The sequence below is a fragment of the Parasphingorhabdus sp. genome, assembly GCF_036964565.1.
Taxonomy (GTDB): domain Bacteria; phylum Pseudomonadota; class Alphaproteobacteria; order Sphingomonadales; family Sphingomonadaceae; genus Parasphingorhabdus.
Genome location: NZ_JBALTN010000006.1, coordinates 275,585 through 293,120, shown reverse-complemented (window position 1 = coordinate 293,120; position 17,536 = coordinate 275,585). Strand labels below are relative to the sequence as shown.

Annotated in this window: 15 protein-coding genes; 4 read left to right on the top strand and 11 right to left on the bottom strand. The window is 64.7% G+C overall.

Annotated elements, in window-relative coordinates:
- From V7650_RS10835 to V7650_RS10825, 3 genes are all read left to right on the top strand, one after another.
- Complete coding sequence (locus tag V7650_RS10835) at window positions 1–1,866, top strand: hydantoinase B/oxoprolinase family protein (RefSeq protein ID WP_335656260.1); 1,866 nt, start codon at window positions 1–3, stop codon at window positions 1,864–1,866.
- A gap of 85 nt (window positions 1,867–1,951) precedes the next feature.
- Complete coding sequence (locus V7650_RS10830) at window positions 1,952–3,580, top strand: FAD-dependent oxidoreductase (protein ID WP_335656259.1); 1,629 nt, start codon at window positions 1,952–1,954, stop codon at window positions 3,578–3,580.
- A 23-nt stretch (window positions 3,581–3,603) separates the two neighbouring features.
- Entirely contained in the window at window positions 3,604–4,377 is a 774-nt protein-coding gene (locus V7650_RS10825) for an SDR family NAD(P)-dependent oxidoreductase (RefSeq protein ID WP_335656258.1), read from the top strand.
- A gap of 9 nt (window positions 4,378–4,386) precedes the next feature.
- Here V7650_RS10825 and V7650_RS10820 read toward each other — a convergent pair whose 3' ends face one another.
- Both V7650_RS10820 and V7650_RS10815 read right to left on the bottom strand, forming a co-directional pair.
- Window positions 4,387–5,703, bottom strand: a complete 1,317-nt coding sequence (locus V7650_RS10820) for a spinster family MFS transporter (RefSeq protein WP_335656257.1) — start codon at window positions 5,701–5,703, stop codon at window positions 4,387–4,389.
- Between the two features lie 65 nt (window positions 5,704–5,768).
- Window positions 5,769–6,542, bottom strand: a complete 774-nt coding sequence (locus V7650_RS10815) for an SDR family NAD(P)-dependent oxidoreductase (RefSeq protein ID WP_335656256.1) — start codon at window positions 6,540–6,542, stop codon at window positions 5,769–5,771.
- A gap of 87 nt (window positions 6,543–6,629) precedes the next feature.
- Between V7650_RS10815 and V7650_RS10810 the strand changes: the two genes are divergently transcribed.
- The gene (locus tag V7650_RS10810) at window positions 6,630–7,367 is read left to right on the top strand and encodes an SDR family NAD(P)-dependent oxidoreductase (RefSeq protein ID WP_335656299.1); all 738 of its coding nucleotides are present in this window, start codon (window positions 6,630–6,632) and stop codon (window positions 7,365–7,367) included.
- A 1-nt stretch (window position 7,368) separates the two neighbouring features.
- Here V7650_RS10810 and V7650_RS10805 read toward each other — a convergent pair whose 3' ends face one another.
- From V7650_RS10805 to V7650_RS10765, 9 genes are all read right to left on the bottom strand, one after another.
- The gene (locus V7650_RS10805) at window positions 7,369–8,664 is read right to left on the bottom strand and encodes a spinster family MFS transporter (RefSeq protein WP_335656255.1); all 1,296 of its coding nucleotides are present in this window, start codon (window positions 8,662–8,664) and stop codon (window positions 7,369–7,371) included.
- A gap of 200 nt (window positions 8,665–8,864) precedes the next feature.
- Window positions 8,865–9,998 carry an acyl-CoA dehydrogenase family protein gene (locus V7650_RS10800; protein ID WP_335656254.1) on the bottom strand — a complete coding sequence of 378 codons (1,134 nt, stop codon included), beginning with the start codon at window positions 9,996–9,998 and terminating at the stop codon, window positions 8,865–8,867.
- 24 nt (window positions 9,999–10,022) lie between these two features.
- A complete protein-coding gene (locus V7650_RS10795) occupies window positions 10,023–11,219 on the bottom strand; it encodes an acyl-CoA dehydrogenase family protein (protein WP_335656253.1) in 1,197 nt (398 codons plus the stop codon).
- 132 nt (window positions 11,220–11,351) lie between these two features.
- Window positions 11,352–12,302, bottom strand: a complete 951-nt coding sequence (locus V7650_RS10790) for an RDD family protein (RefSeq protein WP_335656252.1) — start codon at window positions 12,300–12,302, stop codon at window positions 11,352–11,354.
- Window positions 12,299–13,321: a stage II sporulation protein M gene (locus V7650_RS10785; protein ID WP_335656251.1), complete on the bottom strand. Its 1,023-nt coding sequence runs from the start codon at window positions 13,319–13,321 to the stop codon at window positions 12,299–12,301. The genes V7650_RS10790 and V7650_RS10785 overlap by 4 nt, the downstream gene beginning before the upstream one ends.
- Complete coding sequence (locus tag V7650_RS10780; RefSeq protein ID WP_335656250.1) at window positions 13,318–14,640, bottom strand: DUF58 domain-containing protein; 1,323 nt, start codon at window positions 14,638–14,640, stop codon at window positions 13,318–13,320. The genes V7650_RS10785 and V7650_RS10780 overlap by 4 nt, the downstream gene beginning before the upstream one ends.
- Complete coding sequence (locus tag V7650_RS10775; protein ID WP_335656249.1) at window positions 14,637–15,593, bottom strand: AAA family ATPase; 957 nt, start codon at window positions 15,591–15,593, stop codon at window positions 14,637–14,639. Before V7650_RS10775 ends, V7650_RS10780 begins: the two co-directional genes overlap by 4 nt.
- Entirely contained in the window at window positions 15,590–16,870 is a 1,281-nt protein-coding gene (locus tag V7650_RS10770; protein ID WP_335656248.1) for a DUF4350 domain-containing protein, read from the bottom strand. The genes V7650_RS10775 and V7650_RS10770 overlap by 4 nt, the downstream gene beginning before the upstream one ends.
- Window positions 16,867–17,502: a hypothetical protein gene (locus V7650_RS10765; protein WP_335656247.1), complete on the bottom strand. Its 636-nt coding sequence runs from the start codon at window positions 17,500–17,502 to the stop codon at window positions 16,867–16,869. Before V7650_RS10765 ends, V7650_RS10770 begins: the two co-directional genes overlap by 4 nt.
- Window positions 17,503–17,536 lie beyond the last annotated feature (34 nt).

The window sequence follows — 17,536 nt, the reverse complement described above, 5'->3', positions numbered from 1 at the left end:
ATGCCCGCACAGATCATCGAAACCAACAGCGCTCCGTTCAACAAGGTCGCGGTCGACCCGGTCACGCTCGACATCATGGAAAATGCCCTGCGCAACGCCCGGATCGAGATGGACGCGACGCTGGTGCGCACCGCAATGTCGCCCGGTATCCGCGAACAGGGCGACGCCTTTCCGCTGATCGCCGACCGCCAGGGCAAGATGGTCGTCGGCCAGTTCGGCAGCTTCATCGATGGCTTCCTGCGTGCCTATCCCGGCACCATCGAGGAGGGCGACATGATCTTTCTCAGCGATCCCTACAGCTGCGAGGGCGCGGTCAGCCACAACAACGACTGGCTGGTGCTGCTGCCGGTCTATCGCGGCGGCCGGCTGGTCGCCTGGACCGCGATGTTCGGCCACCAGTCCGACATCGGCGGCAAGGTCGCAGGCTCGATCCCGATCGACAGCAAGAGCGTGTTCGAGGAAGGCGTGCGGATTCCGCCGGTCAAGATCTACCAGAAGGGCGTTTATAACGAGGAGATGGTCAAGGTCGTGCTGCACCAGAGCCGCAAGCCCGACTGGTGCGCCGCCGATCTCAACGCGCTGATCGCCTCCTGCCGGGTCGCCGCCCGCCGCGTCGACGAGATGTGCGCGCGTTTCGGCGAGGACGAATTTGCCAGCGCCACCGATCTGCTGCTGGCGCGCAACCACCGGGCGATGAAGCATCTGATCGAGACCAGCATCGGCGAGGAGCCGGTCAGCTTCACCGACTATATCTGCGACGACGGGGTCGGCTTTGGTCCGTACAAGATCAGCTGCAAGATGTGGCGCGAGGGCGGCAAGGTGATCCTCGATTTCGAGGGCACCGATCCGCAGGCGCCGAGTTCGATCAACTTCTATCTCAACGAGAATATGTTCAAGATGTTCTTCGGCATCTACATGATCATGGTGTTCGACCCGCAGATCCTGTTCAACGACGGCTTCTACGATCTGGTCGACGTGCGGATTCCGGAAGGCTCTTTGCTCAAGCCGAAATATCCCGCCGCGCTCGCCGGCCGCACCCATGCGCTGGGCCGGATTTTCGACATATTGGGCGGCCTGCTCGGCCAGCGCCAGCCCGAATTCCTCAACGGTGCCGGATTCTCTTCCAGTCCGCACCTGATGTATTCCGGGTTCGACAAGTCGGGCGATTGGTTCCAGCTGTTCCAGATCGGCTTTGGCGGCATTCCCGGACGGCCCTTTGGTGACGGACCCGATGGCCATTCGCTGTGGCCCGGTTTCACCAACGTGCCAAACGAGTTTCTCGAGAAATATTTCCCGCTGCGCATCGAGCGCTACGAGGCCAAGCCCGACAGCGGCGGGGCCGGCCTGTTCCGCGGCGGCAACGGCATCCACATGACCTATTGCTTCCTCGAACCGGGCACGGTGGCGATCCACGACGACCGCTGGTTCACCTATCCCTGGGGCGTCAACGGCGGCCAGCCGGGCGAGCGGGCAACCAAGATCCTGGAGCGGGCCGATGGTTCGAAGGAAGTGGTCGGCAACAAGCAGGACGGCATCGAGGTGCGCGAGGGCGATCTGCTCCACTTCATCACCTGGGGCGGCGGCGGCTGGGGCAATCCGCTGGAGCGCGATCCCGAACTGGTGGCGCTGGAAATCCGCCAGGGGCTGGTGACCGTTCAGGGCGCGCGCGACTATGGGGTGGTGATCACCGGAGACGGCAGCGTCGACGGTCCGGCGACGGAGAGCCTGCGCAGGGAGATGGCAGAGAATATTGTCGAGACGGACGGGCCATTCAACTTCGGTCCCGACATCGACACGCTGCGCGCCAATTGCCTGGAGGAGACCGGCTTGCCGGCACCGGTGCAGCCCGGCAGCATCGCCGCCTGAACGCGGCCCGCTATCCAAAGTGCGGTTTGTGACGACATCCGCAAGGCCCTAGTCTCCTCCCGGATTGATAAGCGGGAGAGGCACCATGACCGACAGCGAGGCGGATGTCCTGATCATCGGTGCGGGGGCAGCAGGCCTTGCCGCCGCGCTGGCCGCGCACGAATCGGGCGCCTCGGTCCGGCTGATCGAAAAGCAGGACCGGCTGGGCGGCACCGCGGCGATTTCCGGGGGTGTGGTCTGGCTGCCCGATCACGAGCAGATGGCGGCGGCCGGCAAGACCGACAGCGCCGCCGACGCAGAAGCCTATTTCCGCTCGCTCGACCATGGCGAGATGGACGAAGCGGTGCTGCGCGCCTTTGCCGCCGAGGCCCGCCAGATGCACGCCTTCCTCACCGGCCTCGGCGCGCTCGCGCTGACGATGATGCCGGACTATCCGGATTATTATGGCGAGCGGCCCGGCGCGAAGGCGGATGGCGGACGGTCGCTGGACAATGAACTGTTCGATTTCAAGACGCTGGGTGCATGGCAGGACCGGGTCTTCCAGAATGGGCCTGCACCGCGGATGATGCTGCGCGAGACACCGCTCGGCGGCAGCAGCGGGATGGTCGATCCGGCGACCCTGCAGCAACGGGCCAAGCAGGATTTGCGCGGCTGGGGGCAGGCGCTGGTCGGGCGGCTGCTCAAGGCCTGTCTCGACCGCGGCATCGAACCGCTGCTCGGTTGCGGCGGCTACCGGCTGTGCGTCGAGCAGGGCCGGGTGACCGGCGCGATCGTCGATCGCGGCGGCGAGCAAAAGTTCATGGCGGCGCGGCAGGGCGTGATCCTCGCCACCGGCGGGTTCGAATGGAACGAGGCGTTGAGACATGCCTTTCTGCGCGGGCCACTGGACGCGCCGGCGTCGCCGCCGACCAATGTGGGTGATGGCCTGAAGATGGCAATGGCCGCTGGCGCCGGCCTCGGCAACATGACCAGCGCGTGGTGGGTCCCGACGCTCGCAGTCCCGGACTCGCAGTGGCAGAGCGGCGAGACCCGCAACATGCCGGTGCTGATCGAGCGGACATTGCCGCACGGCATCATGGTCAACCGCGCGGGCAAGAGATTCTGCAACGAGGCGGCCAATTATTCGGCGCTGGCCGGGGCCTTCCATGCCTTCGATCCGGCGACCTATGGCTATCCCAACCTGCCCGCCCATCTGGTCTTCGATTCGCACTATCGCGAGCGCTATCCGCTGGCTTCGTTCATGCCCGGAACGCCGCTGCCGGACTGGGTGGCGCGGGCGGAGACGCTGGCGGCGCTGGCGGCAAAAATTGGGGTCGATGCGGACGGTCTTGGCGCCACGGTCGAGCGCTTCAACGGCCTCGCCGAGCGGCTTGACGACGAGGATTTTGGCCGCGGCAAGGCCGATTATGACCGCTTCTATGGCGACCGCTCGCGCAACGGCGCAGCGGCAACCCTCGGCGCGCTGACGAGGGCGCCCTTTTACGCGGTGGAAATCAACATGGGGGCGCTCGGCACCAATGGCGGTCCGAAAACCAGTGCCGAGGCGCAGATCCTGGATGTCGACGGCCAGCCGATCGCCGGGCTGTTCGGCGCCGGTAACGTGATCAGCGCGCCGACCGGCAGCGTCTATGCGGGGGCAGGCGGTACGCTCGGGCCGGCGCTGACCTTCGGCTATATTGCGGGCCGTGCAGCGGCCAAGCGAATCAATCAATAGCAGACCGATCAAGGAGTGAACCGATGGGCATACTGGATCAATTCAGACTGGACGGCGAAGTCGCGGTGGTCACCGGCGCCGGCAAGGGGATCGGACGAGCGATTGCGCTGGGACTTGCGGGAGCCGGTGCGGATGTCGCGGTCGCCGCGCGCTCTGCGGGTGACCTGGAAAAGGTAGCCGACGAGATTCGCGCCCTGGGTCGCCGGGCGATCGCGGTGCCGACCGATGTGACCAGCCGGACGGCGCTGGAGAATCTCGCCCGTCGCGCGGTCGAGGAGCTGGGCCGGCTGAGCATCTGGGTGAGCAATGCCGGCGGCCTGCCCGACGGTACGCCGCGCTATCTGACGCGGACGCCGGAAGACAGCTGGGACGCGCAGATCGAGCTCAACCTGAAAAGCGTGTGGATGGGTGCCGTGGCGGCCGCCGCGCAGATGGGCGACGACGGCGGCGCGATCATCAATATCTCCTCGCGCGCGGCGCTCGGTGGCCAGGTCAAGAATGGCCCCTATGGTGCATCCAAGGCCGCGGTGAACAGCCTGACCGCCAGCCTGTCGCTGGAACTGGCACCGAAGATCCGGGTCAATGCGGTGGCGCCAGGGCCGATCCCGACCGAGAATTTCGACGAATCGATGGGCATCGATTCCGAGGAGAAACGCGCGGCGCTGCTCAAGCAGTTCCAGATCCCGCTGGGCCGTTTCGGCCGGGAAGAGGATATTGCGGCGGCCGTGGTCTATATGGCATCGCCGGCGTCCAGCTGGGTGACCGGCCAGTGCCTCTATGTCACCGGCGGCAAGTGACCGGCGAGACTAGATCCGCTTCTGCTTCATCCACACCCAGACCCGCCAGTAGTGGAATCCCGCCCAGATATTGAACAGGGCGAGGATCGCCAGCGCCTTTTGCAGCGCACTGGCCTCCAGAGCGCGGTCGCCGCCGGCAAAATAGTCGGACAGACCGCCCACGAAAACGGGTCCCAGGCCCAGCCCGATCAGGCCGGCGAGCATCAGATAGATGGCCACGGCCATCGCCCGGGTGCGGTCGCTGGCCAGCATCTGCACCGCCGCAAAGCTCGGTCCGAAATAGAAGGTTGCCGAGAAGGTCGGGAAGCCGAGCAGGATGATGGCGAGATTGGCATTGCCGGCATAGATGGCAGCGATCATGCCGGGAGCGGCGATCAGAAGCACGATGCCACTGACCAATAGCGGCAGCACCGGGTCGCGCTTGCCGATGATATCGCCGACCTTGCCCCCGAACCAGGCGCCAAAGCCACCGGTGACCCCCACCAATACACCGAGTTTCCAGCCGAGTTCGGCATAATCCATGCCGTGCACGCGGACGAACAGCCCACCGTAGAAACTGGCCAGCCCGTAGGAGATGAACTGCACCAGGATGCCGGCGGCCACGAGATGCCAGTAGGCCGGCTTGCGCGACAGTTCGAGCAGCGCCACGCGCAGGGTGATCTCACCCGGTGTCGGCTGGAAGGCCTTGGCCAGACTGACCTTGCCGCGGGGGTCGGGCACGGTGAACCAGACCAGCACGGCGATCAGGATGCCGGGCACGCCGGCCAGCATGAAGGCCGCCCGCCAGCTGAACATTTCGGTGATATAGCCGCCGCCGGCATAGGCGAGAAAGGCCCCGACCGGAACGGCTGCGCCCATGATCCCGAGCGCGCCGGCGCGCCGTTCGGGCGGGAACAGATCGGCGATCAGGCTGTGCGAGGCCGGTGCCGAACCGGCTTCGCCGACGCCGACGCCGACGCGGGCGAGAAACAGCTGGATGAAACTGCCGGCGAGACCGCACAGGATCGTCATCAACGACCAGACGGCGATGGCAATGCCGATGATCCGGCTGCGGTTCCAGCGATCGGCCAGTGCCGCCAGCGGAATCGCGAGCGTGGTGTAGAACACGGCAAAGGACAGGCCGGTCATCAGTCCAAGCTGGGTATCGGACAGGCCAAGGTCGCGCTTGATCGGCTCGGCGACGATCGAGATCACCTGGCGGTCGAGAAAATTGAGCATGGTGACGATGAAAATCACGGCCAGCGCATAATTCGCTCGCCGTCTGGAGGCAGATTCAGAATCTGCCGAAATATCAATGCCCTCGCTGGGGCGAATGTCCTCTGCCATGGCCAAGCTATGACAGGTTTATTTTTGACCCGGCACCCTTTGTTTGGATAGGGGCCGCCTGCCTGTCAGAGCGACTGGCCATCGTCGACGATGATGTCCGAGCCAGTCACCATGCGCGAAGCATCGGAACAGAAATAGAGCATCATCGGGTCGAGCGATTCGATATCCTGCAGCCGCCTGCGGTGAAAGCCGGCGATCTGGGCTTCGCCGCCCGGGGTCTGGTACCAGTCGCCCTGGATTTCCGTCGGGATGTAGCCCGGATGGATGGTGTTGACGTTGACGCCCTGGCGCACCCATTCGCGCGCAAGATTGCGGGAGAGATGGGTCACGCCGGCCTTGCTCGCGGCATAGGCGCTATCGCCTTCGCCGGTCAGGCGCGAGGTGATCGAGCCTATGATCACGATCCGGCCATTTTCCTTTTCGCGGCTGCCGCTGGCGATCAGCCGTTTCGCGCCCTCGCGGGCAACCAGATAGACACCCTTGAAATTGGTATCGAGCAACGCCTGCAACCGGTCCGCCGCGACGTCGGTCGAGCGACCGGCAACCGAAACACCGGCATTGGCAACGATGGTGTCGACGGTACCGAATTCGGTTTCGGCGGCGTCATAGGCGGCGATGATCGAGGCTTCGTCGGTGACGTCGAGCGGCACAGCCAACGCCTGCCCGCCGGACGCCCTGATCCGGTCCGCCAGTTCAGCGGTCCGGTCCGTCCGCCGGGCACCAAGAACCGCGCGGGCACCGGCCGCCGCGAACAGTTCCGAAAAGCGGGCGCCGAAACCGGAAGAGGCGCCAGCGATCAGCGCCGTGCGGCCTGCCAGGGAAAAGGGTATGTCCATCATGATGCTCCGTGCGATGCCTTTGGTGCGGCGGGTCTAGACGAACAGCAAATGCTCGGCCAATAGTCAATTGCATAGGAGAAGAACATGATCGACACGTCCCTCGACTTTACCGGCAAGACCGTCTGCATCATCGGCGGCTCGAGCGGCATAGGCAATGCCACCGCCCAGGCCTTTCGCGGCTGCGGCGCGGAGGTCCATGTCACCGGTACCCGCGCCAGCGAGAATGACTATGACAAGGCGGACGGGTCCGATCTCGATGGCCTGGCCTATCACCAGCTGGACGCCGCCGACGATACCGCGATTACCGCGCTGCGGCAGCGTTTCACACGGATGGACGTGCTGATCTGCTCGCAGGGCATGGTGCTGTACAAGCGGGCCGAGTTCGAACCGGAGAATTTCGCCAAGGTGGTGCAGGTCAATCTCAACAGCCTGATGACCTGCGCGGGGCAATTCCACGATCTGCTGAAGGAAGCAAAGGGTTCGCTGATCATCATCAGCTCGACCGCCGCCTTTCACGCCACCGTCGGCAACCCCGGCTATAATGCGTCCAAGGCCGGTGCCGCCGGGTTGACCCGGACGCTGGGCAAGGCCTGGGCGCCCGATGGCATCAGGGTCAACGGCATCGCGCCGGGCCTGATCGCAACCAAGATGACCAAGGTGACCACCGACAACCCCAAGCGCCGGGAAGCAACCATCCGTTCGATCCCGCTCGGCCGGATCGGCGATCCCGATGACATGGCCGGCCTGTCGCTGTTTCTGGCATCGCCGCTGGCGGCCTATGTCGCCGGGCAGACGATCATCGCCGATGGCGGCCTGTTGCTGTGACTCAGGCCGATGCCGGCTCCAGCTCTTCCTTCACCGCCTTGCCGGTCCACCAGAACAGGCCGGTGGCGAGAGACAGGCTGACCAGCACGGTCGCGATGACCGCATAGTTGAGCGACAGGCTGCCATGGGCAGGGGCCCAGCTGTCGCTCATCAGCCCGATCAGCGCCGGCCCGATGCCGTAGCCGAGCAGGGTGATCGCCAGGCTGCTGATCGAGGAGGCGGTGCCGCGTTCGGTTGGCATCACCGCAGCCTGGACCATGGAAATCGCCGCGCCCTGGGTCGATACCAGCAGGATATAGCCGCAGAGATACAATCCGAGGGTTAGTTCCAGACTGGTGGTCATCAGGCAGAGGATCCAGAATGGCATGGTCAGGAAAACCGCCACCCCGCAATACCATGGCCGCCATCGGGGATTTTTGCGAGCGAGAAAGTCGGCGAGATAGCCGCCGAGGACCATGCCCGGAACGCCGCCAAAGAACAGCATGGCACCGAGATACACGCCCACCTCACCCGACGTCAGGCCGAAATTGCGGATCAGCATCGGCGCCAGCCAGATCGCAAAGGCATAGGCGGGCATATTGGTGAAGCTGTTGGCGATGACCACGCGAACGAACACACTGTTCGCCCATAGCGAGCGCATGGTGACCAGAAACGGCTCCTGCCTGTCCGATACGGCTTCCTGAGCCTTCCGGGTGTAGAAGCGGCCGCGCCGGGGTTCCCGGACCGTGTAATAGAGCAGGATGCCGAGCAAGATGCCGGGCAGCCCCAGGATGACGAAGGTCCAGCGCCAGCCATAGGCCTCCGCGATCAGCCCGCCGGCGACATAGCCGAGCACCGGCCCGAGCACGGCGCCGGCGGCGAATATGCCCATCGCCCGAGACAGCTCGTGCGGTGCAAAATAGTCGGTGATGATCGACGCGGAGGGCGGGCCGCCGCCGGCTTCGCCGACGCCGACACCAAGGCGGGCGAGCAGCAGCGTCCAGAAGCCAAGCGCCGCACCGCATAGAGCCGACATCAGACTCCACAGGGCGAGGGCCACGGCAACCATGGTCTTGCGGTTGGTCCGGTCGGCGAGCCGGCCGGCCGGAATGCCAAGGATCAGGTAGAAAAAGGTGAAAGCGGTGCCGGCGAGCAGGCCGATCTGGGTGTCGCTCAGGACGAACTCCGCCTTGATGTCCTCGATCAGGATCGACATCACCAGCCGATCGGCGATGTTGAACATGAAGGTCAGCATCAGCATGATCAGCACATAATAACGATAGACACCGCCTGAGGCCGGGCCAGTATTGGATTTCATCTGCACCCTCTCCAAAGGATGGAGACGGCCTAGCGCGAAAAAGGGGACAGAGCCAGACAGGCGCTATCCCCTTAATTGATAGGACTATAGTCGTCGCTCGGGACCACTGTCGTTCGTGCCGAGCCTGTCGAAGCAGCTTGGAACAGGCTCTGCACCGCGTGGTCCCTCGACAGGCTCGGGACGAACGGGTTCCTTTCCGGTCAGCCCGCGGTCAGCGCGATATGCCGGCGCATATGATGGTCGACGCTGCCAAATTCGCCCTCGATGATCGACAGGCGCTTGAAATAGCTGCCCACCGCGAGTTCGTCGGTCATGCCCATGCCGCCATGGGTCTGGATCGCCGCCTGGCCGATGAAGCGCGCCGCCTGGCCGATGCGGACCTTGGCCGCGGAGACATTCTTCTTGCGGGTCGCGTCATCCTCGTCGAGCTTGATCGTCGCGAGATAGCACATCGACACCGACTGCTCATATTCCATCAGCATGTCGGCCATGCGGTGCTGGAGGACCTGGAAGGATCCGATCGGCACGCCGAACTGCTTGCGCTGGCGCGAATAGTCGAGCGTGGTGGCGTTGGTGACCTGCATCGCGCCGACCGCCTCGGCGCAGACTGCGGCGGTGGCCTCGTCGACGACCTTCTCGATCAGCGGCAGGCCGTTGCCCGCCTCGCCGATCAGAGCGTCGGCCGAGACTTTGACATTCTCGAAATAGACTTCCGAGGCGCGGCGACCGTCAACCGTGGCATAGTCGCGCGTGCTGACGCCCGGCGCATCCTTGGCGACGACAAAGACGGAAATACCGTCCCGATCGGTCTGGCCACCGGAGGTGCGCGCGGTGACGACCAGATGCGTCGCCCAGGGCGCGCCGATCACGACCGCCTTGTGGCCATTCAGCACATAGTCGCCGCCATCGGCCTTGGCCGTGGTTTCCAGATTGGCCAGATCATAGCGGCCACGGGGTTCGGCATAGGCGAAGGCAAAGACCATCTCGCCGGAAATGATTCCGCCGATATATTCTTCGCGCTGCGCGGCGCTGCCGCCATGCTTGAGCGCGCCGCCGGCGCAGACCACGGTCGGGATGAACGGCTCGACCGCGAGGCCCTTGCCGAATTCCTCCATGATGATCATCGCTTCGGTGGCGCCGCCAAAGCCGCCATCCTCTTCCGAAAAGGGCGCGGCGAGCATGCCGAGTTCGGCCAGCTGCGCCCACAGCTCTGCCCGCCAGCCGGATTCGCTGGCGATCACAGTGCGCCGTGTGTCAAAGTCATATTGTTCGCGGATCAGGCGCGAGATGCCGTCGCGCACCATATTCTGTTCGTCGGTAAAATCGAAATCCATTTTGGTTCCCCTGTGTCGGTCCGGTTAAAGGCCGAGGATCATTTTGGTGATGATGTTGCGCTGGATCTCGTTGGACCCGCCGTAGATCGACGTCTTGCGCATGTTGAAATAGGTCGGCGCCGCATGATGGGCATAGTCCGGCCCGATCGGGAAGTCGTTCGACCCGTCGTCCGGGAAGCTGCGGAAATCGGGCGTGCCATAATGGCCGACCGCTTCCAGCGTCAGCTCGGTCAGCCGCTGCTGGATCTCGGTGCCCTTGACTTTGAGAAGGGAACTTTCCGGTCCCGGTCCCTTGCCGGCCTGTTCGCCGGCCAGCGTGCGGAGCTCGGTGATTTCGAGCGCCGAGAGATCGATTTCCAGCTGGCTGATCTTGGTGGCGAAACCCATGTCCTCGATCAGCGGCTTGCCGTCGAGCAGTTCCGAGGCAGCAATTTCCTTGAGCTGCTCGACCCCGCGCTTCGAGCGGGCCACGCCGGCAATGCCGGAGCGTTCATGCGCGAGCAGGAACTTGGCGTAGGTCCAGCCCTTATTCTCCTCGCCGATCAGGTTGGTCGCCGGCACCCGGACGTCGGTCAGCCACACTTCGTTGACCTCGTAGCCGCCGTCGATCAGCTTGATCGGGCGCACTTCGATGCCGGGCGTGTTCATGTCGACGAGGATGAAGCTGATGCCCATCTGCGGCTTCGGCGCGTCGGAATCGGTGCGGCAGAGGAAGAAACCCCAGTCGGCGTGCTGGGCCAGCGTCGTCCAGGTCTTCTGGCCGTTGATGATATAGTCGTCGCCGTCGCGCACCGCGGTGGTCTTGAGCGAGGCGAGATCGGACCCGGCACCGGGCTCGGAATAGCCCTGACACCACCACACGTCGCCCGACCGGATGCCGGGGAGATGCTGGGCCTTCTGGTCCTCGTTGCCGAATGTGTAGATCACCGGCCCGACCATGGCGACGCCGAACGGCAGCGGCATGACGGTGTTCTTGCGGGCATTTTCCTCGGACCAGATATAGCGCTGCGTCGGCGTCCAGTCGGTGCCGCCATATTCCGTCGGCCAGGCCGGAACCGACCAGCCCTTCTTGCCGAGAATCTTGTGCCAGGCGAGCATGTCCTCGCGGCTCATCTCGTCCTGGACGCCGCGAGTCCCGATATTCTGCGGGTAATTATTCTCAATAAATTCACGCACTTCGGCGCGAAAGGCCTTTTCTTCTTCGGTGAATTCCAGATTCATGGGAGCGCTCCTTGGTCAGAATTTGGCCGGACTATAGGCCGAAAACCGCCGGAAACAAGCAATTAACCGAGCAATTAAGGTGACGCTACGGCAAGCGCGGGCCGAAGTGGTCGGGCCTTATGCCCCGCTCACTCATTCGGTAGCGGAATGCTTGTCTTTGCGCCGCTTGCCGAATCTCATGCTGCGCTCCAGACGGGCGCGCAGGGCGGTATAATAGGCCTCGAGAAAGGCGCGCTCGTCGCCGCTGCCCGGTTCCCATCCGATTTTCTCGCAGATAGAGGCGGCCACCCTGTGCAGCGCCGCGTCCTGATCGCTGCGCAGGACATTTTCCAGCGTCTGCAGTTCATACTCGCCATAGACCGACAGATCGGCATCGGAAAAATGGTAGGCTGCCGCAGGCGACGCCGCTCCTTCGGTCGTTGTCTCGGTGGCGGCGGGGGCGACGATGTCAGCGAGGTTTCTCTTCACGTTGCGGATCACCCAGGTGCCGGCAATCACGTCGCCGCCGCGCAGCCGGTCGCGGTTGAACAGCGGAAACAGCAGGAACATGGCGACCCAGAGAAAGCCGGCCCAGGCGGTAAAATCGCTCATCGTCCCGCTGGCCTCGCCCGAGGTCAGAAACACCAGCGGCAGGAACAGTTCGACATCGCGCACGATGTTGCGGGCGATCACCGCCTCGGCCGTCAGCCGCCCGCCGTCCCGCGCCGCCACGCGGATGCCCAGCGCTCGCTTGCCCCATGTCGCGGCGCGGTCGCCGAGTTCGAAATAGAGAAAATAGGCGTTGCGGAACAGGAAGACGGCGATGATCCACAGCACGGCGAGCAGCTGCAGCGGACCGCCGGCATTTTCCAGATCGCCGTCCAGCGCGACACCGAAACCCCAGAGCAGCAGCGCCCCGGCAGCCGTGACCAGAAGGATCAGTCCCAATATGATCGCAATGTCGAGCAACAGCGCCCCGGCGCGGGCGCCGGCAGTCGCCACGGTGACATTGAGCGGCACGCCTTCCGGGGTGACCAGAATGCGGTCGAGTTTCGGATTGGCGGATTGCCGGATCCACGGTTCAACGGCTCTACTGTCGCTCATCCCCCGGACCTCTGCGAACCGCGACCAAAGCCGAAGAAATAGATCAGCCACAGCAGCAGCATCGCCCCGCCGACGGCAAAGCGGCCGGCGGTATTGTCGATCAGCTGCCGGGCAAAGCCTTCGAGCAGGCCGGCGCAGATCAGCATGAAGATCACCCCCAGCATGACCAAGGCCGCGCGCTTGCCGGCATCGCTGGCGGCCTGGAGATGGGACCGGGTGCCGGGAAAGGCGATCGAGCGGCCGACATGGATTCCCGCGGCACCGGCGAGCAGGATCGCAAAAAGCTCGGTGGTGCCGTGAATCGACAGCCAGCCGAGAAAATCGCCCGTCAGCCCGCGCTGGGCAAAGACCCAGAGCATCGCGCCGAGCAACGCCATATTGTGGATCAGCAGCAATATGCTGGGGATCGCAAAGGCAAAGCCGAGAGCGAAGGCGAGGATCGCGACCTGCGCATTGTTGCTGAACAGAAAGGCCGCAAACACGCCAAGCCCCTCGTCCTGCTGTGCGCCGAACAGCGTCCCGCGCAGCGCCTGTTCGCTGGCCCCCGGTACCCGGACATCGGCAAAACCGGATGGGACCAGCGCGTAAAACCAGTCGGCGTCACCGGCGACCAAAAAAAAGCCAATGGCGGTGCCGGCGGCCATGACCGCAAGGGCGATCCAGATATCCACCCCGATCGCGCGCACCGCCCGGCTCCAGCCCCCGCCGAAAAACCCGCCCAGCCAGCGGGCAAAGCCGGTCTGGGTGCCGTAGACCAGAAAATAGGAGCGCAGCGCCAGGCCTTCGAGATAGTCGATCAGGCCGGCGTCGAGGGAATTTTCCCGGGCGATCGACAGGCTGGACAGCAGCGTCCGGTAAAGGGTCGGCAGCGCCAGCACATCGTCGTCGGACAGGCGCCGCGCCTTGCCCTTTTCCGTCTTCGCCACGATCTCTTCCAGCCGGAGCCAGTCCGCTTCCCGTTCCAGCCGGAAGCGGTCGCTGCGCAGCAGCGCTGCGTTCAGGGCCTGATCCGAACTCACAAGGCGCCCCGCCGCTTGATTGCCAGATAGCTGTTGATCAGGCGCGTACCGATATCCTGGTGAGCGGCTTCGATCACGTCGATGCCCATGTGCCGAAGCCTGGTCAGCACGAGCTTTTTCTGGTCGAGCAGATGGCGGGCGGTCACCGCCCTTGCCACATCTTCGGTGGATTCGGGTGGCTTGTCGATGATCGTGGTCAGTTCCCGGTCCTCCAGCACCACGAACAGCACCAGATGCCGGTCGATCAGCCGACCGGCCGCCTCGAGCATCATGTCGGCGGCGGTCGGATCGGTGAAATCGGTGAAAATCACGATCAGCGAACGGCGCTGAAGCTGCCCCTGCAGGGTCGACAGGGCCAGCGTATAATTGCTCTCCTGATGCCGGTACTCGATGGTTGCGGCCTCCTGCTGCAGGCGGAAGAAATTGCGGCTTCCGGACAGAAAGGGTGTCGACAGTTCCGGCTTGGCGGCAAAGCTGAACAGGCTGGCGCGGTCGCCGGCCTTCAGCGTGACATAGGCGGTCAGCAGCGCCGCCGATACCGCCCGGTCGATGCGCGGAAGTCCATCGACCGGCTCGCACATCGCCGCACCGCAGTCCAGCGCGAACACGATCTGGTTGTTGCGCTCGGTATCATATTCCTTGGCCAGCAGCTTGCTGTGCCGCGCCGAGCCCTTCCAGTCGATACTGCGCCGGTCCATGCCGGGACGATATTCGGCCAGCGCCTCGAATTCGCTGCCCTCGCCGCGAAACTTGCGCGCGAGCAGTCCGAACAGCGAATCGCGCAGGAACATCTGTACCGAGGGGCTGCGCACGGCCGATATGTTCGGCATCACCGCCACGCTCTGCGCGCCCTGCTTCTGAATCTGACGCCAGGCCAGTCCCAGCGGTCCGTTCCATCGCAGCCAGAGCCGACCGATCTTGCCGGTCCCGCGGCGCACCGGAATGATCGTGGCCTGACCGGAAAAGGCCCCTTGCGCCGCAGGGTTGCTCGCGAGCGAGAAGGCAATTTTCCCGGATTCCGCCAGTCGTTCGTCCAGGCCCAGACTGCCCATTAACCGGCGGGGCGGGCGCTTGCCCGAAAAGGCGGCGTTCAGCCCCACTGTCATCGGCGCCCCGATTTCTCCGCTGCCCGCCACCGCCAGTTGGACGTCATCCGCCCTCGCCGCGACCAACCCGTCGCACAGCAGCAGCAGGATGATCAGCAACGCCCAGCCAGCGCCGATCGCCCACAGCGAGGGCATGACGGCTGCCAGCACGGCAGCAATCGGCGCGCCCAGGGCGATGAGCGCGACGGCGCGGCCGGTGGGGTAGAAATTCAACGGGGCGCTTCCGTCCGTTCGACCAGTGCGGTGATGATACTGTCGACCTGTTGGCCCTCGATTTCCGCGGCCGGAGAGAGCATCGTCCGGTGGCGCAGCACCGACGGCGCCAGCGCCTTGACGTCATCGGGGATGACATAGTCGCGTCCGGCGATCGCCGCGCGGGCGCGCGCCGCATTGGCCAGCATGATCGCTGCGCGCGGACTGGCACCATTTTCCAGATCGGCGGTTTCGCGCGTGGCGCGGATCAGCCGGACGACATAGTCGACGACAGCCTCCACCAGCTTTACCGATTTCACCACGTCCGCGGCAGCGGCAAGCGCCGCGCCGTCCGCCTGCGCTTCGATGCCGAAGTCGGCGGGGACCGGAGCGCCGACACGCTCGCCATATTGGCTGACGATCCGCTTTTCTTCCTCGGCATCGGGATAGCCGACCAGCAGCTTGAACAGGAAGCGGTCGAGCTGCGCTTCGGGCAGCGGATAGACGCCCTGCTGCTCGATCGGATTCTGGGTGGCAACGACCATGAAACGCGCACCCAGCGCGTGGGTCTCGCCATCAATGGTTACGGAGCGCTCCTGCATCGCCTCGAGCATCGCCGCCTGCGTCTTCGGCGGCGTCCGGTTGATTTCGTCGGCGAGCAGCAGATCGCAGAAGATCGGCCCGCGGGTCAGGGTGAAGCTGCTGGTCTGGAAATTGAACAGATTGGAGCCGATGATGTCGCCCGGCATCAGGTCCGGGGTAAACTGTATGCGGCCAAAATCGAGGCCGAGCGTCGCGGCAAAGCATTGCGCAAGGAAAGTCTTGGCCGTGCCCGGCGGACCCTCCAGCAGGACATGGCCGGAAGAAAACAGCGCGATCAGCAGATGATCGACAATCTCCTCCTGGCCGATGATCGCCTTGGCCACCTGGCCGCGGATATTGTCCGCCAGGGTCTTGAGCTCGTCGATAGTCATCCGATAAATTCCTTTTTCCAGGCGTGGAGGGACGCGGCCCCGTTGGCTATGTCTTCCGGCTTGCGGGCGCGAATCAGCTGCTCATACAGGGCGGTGAAACGATTGCCATCCTTCTCCCCCAGCTCATCCAGCCGCTGATCGATTTCCGGGTCGTCGGCCTGGGCGCTGATGCCCAGCGCCACCACAGCCTGCGCGCGGATCAGGGCGGCATAGGGTTTGGTCACCAGATGGCCGCGCCGCATCCGGGCGATGAACGATGCGCTGTTGCTGACCAGGGCGGTCTTGCCGAAATCTATGCTGCGGCGCTCCATGGCCGGCGGACCGAACCGGTTGAACGCCATCCATGCGGCGGCCAGCGCGGCCGTGATCAGGCAGATCGTGGCCGAGAGAAAGGGCGGGACGAAGGCGAGAGTCAGCAGATTTTGCGCGCTCCCCAGGCCGTTGAAGGTGAGATCGAAGGTCACGCTGCCATCGCTGGCGGTGGCCGCCGCCCGGACCAGCGCCAGGGCATGGCGGGCGGTTTGCTCGCTGGCCATGCCGCCATTGTTGAACAGGTCGGCATCGGCCACGATCACCACCGGAAAGAGGGATTCGTGGACGGCATCCGGGTCGGTGACCCGCGATTCATCGAGGCGGTCCAGTTGCGCATAGACACCGCCATCATCAAGATAGCCGACCAGCGCGCTGCCGGAGGCCGGTCCGCGCACGACCGTGCGAATGGTTTCGCCAGACATGGTGACCGGCCTTTCGGGTATGTCCACCACCGAACCGACCGCAGAGGCGGCGGTCTGCCCGGCGGGCCGCTGGTCACCGGCAGAGATGCGGACCTTGGCCAGCCCGGACAGCATGTGCTCGCCCGGCTCACCGCCCAACAGGTCGCCGCGCATCACCCAGCCCCGCTTCAGCTTGTCGCTGGTCGCGACCTGCCATTTCGGCAGGATGATCAGCGTCGGTCCGATATAGGCCCGCTCTTCGACCACCGCGTCAATCTCCTTCGATGGGGTGAAGGGACCCGGTGTCAGTATCAGCAGCCCGGCGTTGTCGATGCCGGCCTGCGACCGGGAATATTGCACCGGCACCCCGGTTTTTTCCAGCAGACTGGCCAGCGCCTTGTAGCCCACGACGCTGCTCGAGGCGCCATGCGCCTCGCCATTCCTGCTCCCGGTCCCCGGATCGCCCATGCCAAGGCCATAGAGCAGCGCCACAAAAGCGGCGAAGCCGACGACGAACAGGATCATGATGGTCGTGCGCTGGAAGGGATTGGCCTGTCGGCTCATTCGGTCGCCGCCTTGCGCCATGTGTCGTTGAGCGCAAAGCCGGCATAGGCATCGCGCGACGCCTGCCAGCCGCTCTCGTCGACGGGACGCGCCGCAAACAGGCCGCGTTCGACCTGGGCGGCGATCACCGCAAACATCGCGCGGGCCGCGTCCGGCAGGCCGGCAAGCCGCTCGATCTCGCGCGCCGTGCTGGACGGCTGCAGCGCGTTCGGCCTGCGTTCCGTGATATCGGCGATGCTGCGATGCAGCAGCAGGCGTACGGCGCGGTCAAATTGTCCCTCTGCCGCCAGCGCTTCGGCTTCCGCCAGCCATTCGCGTGCCGCTTCGGGTGGCGGCTGCCAGCCTTCTTCGGCGGGGCGTTTCCGGCCGCGCCATTGTTCGAGATAGGGCGACAGGATGACCCACAGGAGAGTGAGGATTCCGGCGGCCAGCAGGGCCAGCAGCAGGATCCGGATTATCGGCCAGAATAACGCCAGAGCCTCGAACAGCGGCGAGAGCAAGTCGCCAGCCCAGGCGAGAAAATCTCGCCACCATTGCGGGATTTCGGGTGCCGGCGGCGGCGGGCTCGGGACAAACTGGATGTCGGTGTCGGCACGCATCTCTTCCCAGGCCACGTCGAAAGAAGCGCTCACATCACCTGCCTTGTCTTGCGCTACTTTTGCCACC